The sequence below is a fragment of the Amycolatopsis sp. TRM77291 genome (assembly GCF_054166285.1).
Genome location: NZ_JBSZHF010000001.1, coordinates 4,996,413 through 5,003,577, shown reverse-complemented (window position 1 = coordinate 5,003,577; position 7,165 = coordinate 4,996,413). Strand labels below are relative to the sequence as shown.

General features: G+C 71.2%; 3 protein-coding genes. All 3 read left to right on the top strand.

The genetic code is table 11. The annotated features are described in order from the left end of the window. Positions 1–312: 312 nt before the first annotated feature. From ACXIZN_RS23150 to ACXIZN_RS23140, 3 genes are read left to right on the top strand one after another with little or no spacing between them, the layout of a single operon-like run. Positions 313–6,141 carry a type I polyketide synthase gene (locus tag ACXIZN_RS23150; RefSeq protein ID WP_457956845.1) on the top strand — a complete coding sequence of 1,943 codons (5,829 nt, stop codon included), beginning with the start codon at positions 313–315 and terminating at the stop codon, positions 6,139–6,141. A gap of 1 nt (position 6,142) precedes the next feature. Beyond that, positions 6,143–6,583, top strand: coding sequence for an acyl-CoA thioesterase (locus ACXIZN_RS23145; RefSeq protein ID WP_457956844.1), 441 nt, complete (start codon positions 6,143–6,145; stop codon positions 6,581–6,583). A gap of 1 nt (position 6,584) precedes the next feature. Further along, complete coding sequence (locus ACXIZN_RS23140; RefSeq protein WP_457956843.1) at positions 6,585–7,157, top strand: flavin reductase family protein; 573 nt, start codon at positions 6,585–6,587, stop codon at positions 7,155–7,157. Positions 7,158–7,165 lie beyond the last annotated feature (8 nt).

Below are 7,165 nucleotides of genomic sequence, written 5' to 3'. Positions count from 1 at the left end.
TGTCCCCCCACGCCCCACAATGGAACGCTCTTCGCCACTCGTGACCCGGTCGAGAAGCGCTCGAATCGGGCGCCTCGGCCACAATATCTGTCCTGTGTGGACAGTCGAGGACGCACCGATGCCGCCATCCGAACGTGCCTGGCCCGGACAGCGGGTCACCTTCAACAACCAGAGAGAAGACTTCGCACCCGCCGCCGGTTCATGCTTGACCGGACTGCGCGAACGGACGGCGGCCGCGTTTCTGGGGACAGAGCCCGGCGCCGGGACCGGATTCCGTGACTTGAGTCTTGAGAGCTAGGGGAGTGCGGTGGCATGAGCGTTGAGCGGATTTCGATTGTCGGTATCGGTCTCCGATACCCGGACGCCGGTTCCCCGGAAGAACTGTGGGAGAACGTCCTCGCCGGCCGCAGGGCGTTCCGGAGACTGCCCGACGAGCGGATGAACCGCGAGGACTACTACTCGCCCGACCCCAAGGCGCCGGACCGTTTCTACGCCCAGAAGGCCGCGGTGCTCCGCGACTGGGAATTCGACCGGATCAAGTACAAGGTCGCGGGCAGCACGTTCCGGTCGACCGACACCACGCACTGGCTGGCGCTCGACGTCGCCGCGCAGGCGCTGGCGGACGCGGGGTTCCCCGAGGGCGATGGGTTGCCGCGGCCGGCCACCGGCGTGGTCATCGGCAACAGTCTCACCGGTGAGTTCTCGCGCGCCAACATCATGCGGCTGCGCTGGCCGTACGTGCGCCGCACGGTCGCGGCGGCCCTCGCCGAGCGCGGCTGGGCCGAAAGTGACACCGCCGAGTTCCTTCACGATCTCGAGGCGCAGTACAAGGCCCCGTTCCCCGCGATCGACGAGGACACGCTCGCGGGCGGGCTGGCGAACACGATCGCCGGCCGCGTCTGCAACTTCTTCGACTTCGGCGGCGGCGGGTTCACCGTGGACGGCGCCTGCTCGTCTTCGCTGCTTTCGGTGGTCACGGCGGCGAACGCGCTTTCCGAGGGCGACCTCGACGTCGCCATCGCGGGCGGTGTCGACTTGTCGATCGACCCGTTCGAGGTGATCGGTTTCGCCAAGACCGGCGCGCTCGCCAAACGGGAGATGAAGGTCTACGACGCCGATTCCAACGGTTTCTGGCCCGGCGAAGGTTCCGGCATGCTCGTGCTGATGCGCGAGGACGACGCGATCGCGCAGGGCAAGCGGATCTACGCCAGCATCGGCGGCTGGGGTGTCTCTTCCGACGGCAAGGGCGGCATCACCCGTCCGGAGGCCTCGGGTCACCGTCTCGCGCTTCAGCGGGCCTACGAGAAGGCGGGCTACGGCGTCGAAACCGTTTCCTACTTCGAGGGCCACGGCACCGGGACCGCGCTGGGCGACGCCACCGAGATCGAGGCGCTCTCCACCGCCCGCCGCGACGCCGACCCGCTCGCCGATCGCGCCGCGCTGAGCACGATCAAGGGCAATATCGGCCACACCAAGGCCGCGGCCGGGGTCGCCGGGCTGATCAAGGCGACGCTGGCGGTGTACCACCAGGTCATCCCGCCCGCGACCGGCCACTACGAGCCGCACGAGTCGCTGGTCGGCGACTCCGCGCGGATGTACGTCCCGACCGAGGCCGGGCTGTGGCCCGCGGACCACCCGGTCCGCGCGGGTGTCTCGGCGATGGGCTTCGGCGGCATCAACTCGCACGTCACCGTCACCGAGGCACCGGGCGCGGCCCGGCGCAAGGACCTCGACGAGCGGACCCGCTCGCTGGTCGCCGGACGGCAGGACAGCGAACTGCTGCTCCTCGACGCCGACGACGCCGCGTCGCTGCGCGGCAGGCTGACCGGTCTGCTGGAAGTCGTGCCGAAGCTCTCGCTGGCGGAGCTCGGGGACCTCGCGGCCACGCTTTCCGCGGAGCTGTCCGGGAAACCGGTCCGCGCCGCGATCGTCGCGACCAATCCCGAGGACGCCGAGCGCAAGCTGGCCAAGCTGCTCGACCTCCTCGGCGAGGGAGAGCCGGAAGTCTTCTCCACCGGCGACGGCATCTTCGCGGGCTCCCACGCCAAGGACCCGAAGATCGGGTTCCTGTTCCCCGGCCAGGGTTCCGGGCGCGGCACGGTCGGCGCGCTGCGCAAGCGCTTCGCCCACGCCGACGACATCTATCGCGCGGCGGGCCTTTCGACCGGCGCCGACCAGGTCGCCACCGAGGTCGCGCAACCGCGCATCGTCACCGGATCGCTCGCCGGGCTCCGTGTCCTGAAGAGCCTCGGCATCGAAGCGCAGGCGGTCGCCGGCCACAGCCTCGGTGAGCTCACCGCCCTGCACTGGGGCGGCGCGCTCACCGAACGCGAAGTCCTCAAGCTGGCCAAGATCCGCGGCAAGGTGATGGCGACCGCGAGCGACGGCGACGGCGCCATGGCGGGGATCGCCGCCGGCCCGGGGGTCGCCGAGCGCTTCGCCGAGGGTGAGGACGTCGTCATCGCGGGCTACAACGCGCCCGAGCAGACCGTCCTTTCCGGACCGTCGGAGGCGATCGACCGGGTGGTCGCCCGTGCCCGCGCGGAGGGCGTCACCGCCACCCGCATCAACGTCTCGCACGCGTTCCACTCGCCGGCGGTCGTCCCGGCCGCCGAGGCGATGACCGAGGAGCTGGCCGCGTTCGACTTCGCCAGGCTCGACCGGCCCGTCGTCTCGACGGTGACCGGTGACGTCCTGCACGCCGCCGAGGACCTGCGCGATCTGCTCCGGGACCAGGTGGTCCTGCCGGTCCGCTTCCGCGAGGCGGCCGCGAAGGTCGCCGAGCGCAGCGACCTGGTGATCGAGGTCGGCCCCGGCCACGTGCTCACCGGGCTGTTCGGCGAGATCGCGCCCGGCACGCCGGTGCTCGCGATCGACACCGACAGCCCGAAGCTGGCCGCGCTGCTGAAGGTCGCGGGGGCCGCGTTCACGTTCGGCGCCCCGCTGGACACCTCCGCGCTGTTCGACGGCCGGATCGTGCGGACCCTGCCGGTGGACGGGGAGTTCTCGTTCCTCACCAGCCCGTGTGAGGCCGCGCCGTCCATCGGTGCCGACCTGACCCGCGACCGGGTCGCCGACCCCGCCGCGCCTGCCGAGGCCCCGGCCGGAACGGCTTCGGAAAGCGGTGGCAGCAGCACCCTCGACCTGCTGCGCAAGCTCGCTTCCGAGCGGGTGGAACTGCCCCTCGACGCGGTCACCGCCGACACGCATCCGCTCGACGACCTGCACCTCTCGTCGATCACGGTCGGCCAGCTCGTCAACGACGTGACCCGGGCGCTCGGCCGCCCGGCGCTGGAGGGCATGCCGAACTTCGCGACCGTCTGTCTCGGCGAACTCGCCGAGATGATCGACGAACTCGCCCAGACCGCCAAACCCGCCGACAGCAACCAGGCCGAGGTCGCCGGCGTCGGACCGTGGGTCCGGCCGTTCGGGGTCGAGTACGTCGTCGCGCCGAAACCGTCGCCCGATCTCACGCCGGGGCTGTCCACCGCCGAGTGGACGGCGTTCGCACCGGACGGCCATCCGCTGGCGGAGCCGCTGCGCGCGGCACTGGCCACCGCGGGCGTCGGCGACGGTGTCCTCCTCTGCCTGAACTCCGACAGCGGTTCCGGCGACGTGGGCCTGTTCCTCGACGCGGGCCGCGCCGTGCTGGCCGCGCCCAACGGCACGCGGTTCGTCGTGGTGCAGCACGGTCTCGGTGCCTCCGGCCTGGCGAAGACGCTGCGCCTGGAGGACCCGTCGGCCCGCACCACGATCGTCGATCTCGCCGACGTCGGACCGGTCGACGCCGAGGCCGTCAGCGCCGCGGTGTCCACCGTGGTCGCCGAAGTGGCGGCGACCAACGACTTCAGCGAGGTCCGCTACGACGCCGCCGGGGTCCGCACGGTGCCGAAGCTCGCGGCCATGACCCCGGCCGAGGCCGAGGGGACCCCGTTGGACTCCGGCGACGTCCTGCTCGTCACGGGTGGCGGCAAGGGCATCACCGCCGAGAGCGCGTTGGCGCTGGCCAAGGACTCCGGCGCGAAACTGGCGCTGCTCGGCCGGAGCGACCCGGCCGACGACGCCGAACTGTCGGAGAACCTCGGCCGGATGGCGGCGGCGGGCATCACCTACCGCTACGAACGCGCCGACGTCACCGACGCCCGTCAGGTGGCCGACGCGATCGGCCGCGTGCAGGCCGAGTTCGGGCCGGTCACCGCGGTGCTGCACGGCGCGGGCCGCAACGAGCCCGCCGCGCTGTTCTCCTTGACCGAGGAAAGCTTCCGCAAGACGCTGGCCCCGAAGATCGGTGGCCTCAACGCCGTCCTGGACGCCGTCGACAAGGACAAGATCAAGCTGCTGGTGACCTTCGGCAGCATCATCGGCCGGGCGGGCCTGCGCGGTGAGGCGCACTACGCCACGGCCAACGACTGGATGACCGAACTGACCGTTCGCTTCGGCCAGGAGCACCCCCAGGCCAGGGCGATCGCCCTCGAATGGTCGGTCTGGTCCGGGACGGGCATGGGCGAAAAGCTCGGTGTCGTCAGCGCTCTGATGCGCGACGGCATCACCCCCATCCCGACCGAGGAGGGCATCGAGATCCTCCGCCAGGTCGTCGGCGATCCGGCCGCCCCGTCGGTGCTGGTCGTCTGCGGCCGGACCGCGGGACTGGTCACCCTGCCGGTGGAGAAGCGCGAGCTGCCGCTGACCCGCTTCGTCGACCGGGCCGTCGTGCACTACCCGGGTGTCGAGCTGATCACGGAGGCCGACCTGTCCGCGGGCAGCGACCCGTATCTGGCCGACCACCTGCTCGACGGTCAGCTGCTGTTCCCGGCGGTGATCGGGATGGAGGCGATGACCCAGGTCGCCAAGGCCGCCCTCGGCGCGGAAACCCTGCCGGCGCCGGTGTTCTCCGACGTCGAGTTCCTGCGCCCGATCATCGTCTCGCCGGGCGGGTCGACCACTATCCGGCTCGCCGCGCTGGCCAGGGACGCCGAAACGGTGGACGTGGTGCTGCGCAGCGGGGAGACCGGGTTCAGCGCCGACCACTTCCGGGCCCGGCTGCGGTTCTCCCGGCCGGATCCGCTCGGCGAGACCGTCGTCCGCGACGTCGCGCTGCCGCCCGTCCCGGTCGACCCGACGACCGAGCTGTACGGCACGGTCCTGTTCCAGGGCAAGCGATTCCAGCGGGTCACCGGCTACCGGCGGGCCAGCGCGCGGCACGCGGTCGCGGAGATCGCGACCGGCGCCGAGGTCGACTGGTTCGCGCCGTTCCTCCCGCAGGAGAAGCTGCTGGCCGACCCGGGCACCCGCGACGCGATGATGCACGCGATCCAGTGCTGTGTCCCGGACGCGACCCTGCTGCCGCAAGGGATCGAGCGGCTGTACCTCGCCGAACCCGGTGAGCAGGACCCGGAGTACGTGCTCCTCGACGCCCGCGAGCGTTCGCAGGACGGCGACAGCTACCTCTACGACCTCGACGTCCGCAACCCAGACGGGAAGCTGGTCGAGCGCTGGGAAGGCCTGAAGCTGCGCGCGGTGCGCAAGCGTGACGGCGAAGGACCGTGGGTCCCGTCGATGCTCGGGTCCTATTTGGAGCGTTCCGTGGAACGGCTGCTCGGCTCGTCCCGCGCGATCGTCGTCGAACCGGACCCGGTGGGCGTTTCCGTGGAGACCACGCCGGAACGGCGGGCGCAGACGGCACTGGCCGCCGGCCGCGCCGTCGACGCCCCGCTCGAGATCCGCTACCGCCCGGACGGCAAACCGGAGGCCGACGGGGTCGAGGTGAGCGCGTCACACAGCGCCGGCCTCACCCTGGTGATCGCGGGCGGCGGCCGGATCGCGTGCGACGTCGAAACCGCGATCGAGCGGACGCCCGAGGACTGGGCGGGGCTGCTCGGCGAGGATCTGCTGGCGGTGGGCGAACTGCTCGCCGCGGACGCCCGCGAGCCGCTTTCGGTCGCGCACACCCGGGTCTGGAGCGCGCTGGAATGCGTGCGCAAGACCGGGGACATGACACAGGCGCTCACCGTGCACCGGGTCGACCCGGACGGCTGGGCGGTGCTTTCCCACGGTGCTGCCCGCATCGCCACCTGGGTGACGACCGTCAACGACCGGACCGATCCCGTCGTCTTCGCGGTGCTCCAGGGAGAGGAGAACTGACATGGCCGACTACTACGAGATCCTGCATACCGTCGGGTTCGAAGAGACCAACCTGGTGGGCAACGTCTACTACGTGAACTACGTGCGCTGGCAGGGCCGGTGCCGCGAAATGTTCCTGAAGGAGAAGGCGCCCGCGGTGCTCGAAGAGGTCCGCGCCGACCTCAAGCTCTTCACGCTCAAGGTGGATTGCGAGTTCTACGCGGAGATCACCGCGTTCGACGAGCTGTCCATCCGGCTGCGGCTGGAAGAGCTGACGCAGACCCAGGTCCAGTTCACCTTCGACTACGTCCACCTCACCGACGAGGGTGAGCGGCTGGTGGCCCGCGGAAGGCAGCGGATCGCCTGCATGCGCGGCCCGAACACGGCCACGGTGCCCAGCCGGGTGCCCGAGCAGCTGCGTGAGGCGCTGGCCCCGTACGCGGTCGACGGCAAGGGGGAATGACGTGGGCACGTTGGACGAGCCTTCGCGGCCCGTGCTGAAACGCCTGCCGTCGCCCGTGGCCCGCCGCCGGTTGTCCGCTCAGGCCGGGCTGCGGGAGGTGATGGGCCAGTTCGCCACCGGGGTCACCGTGCTGACCGCCGGCGGCGAACGGGCCCACGGGATGACCGCCAACGCCGTCACCTCCGTGTCGCTGGAGCCGCCGATGGTGCTGTGCTGCGTTTCCCGCGCGGCCCGGATGCACGAGGCGATCGTGACTGCGGGTTCGTACGCGGTCACGGTGCTGGCGTCGGACCAGAAGGAACTGGCGAAGTACTTCGCCGACTGGCGCCGCCCTGCCGGGCTCGCGCAGTTCGACTCGGTGAGCTGGACGGCCGGGCCACAGACCGGTGCCCCGCTGCTCGACGGCGCGCTGGCGTGGCTGGAATGCGAGCTGGCCGAAGTCCACGAAGGCGGTGACCACTCGATCTTCCTCGGCAAGGTGGTCGCCTCCAGCCGCGGCACCGCGCAGGACTCGCTGGTCTTCTACAGCGGCGGCTACCACCAGATCGACGGCCGGATCCGGGCATCGGCCTGACAGGAGAG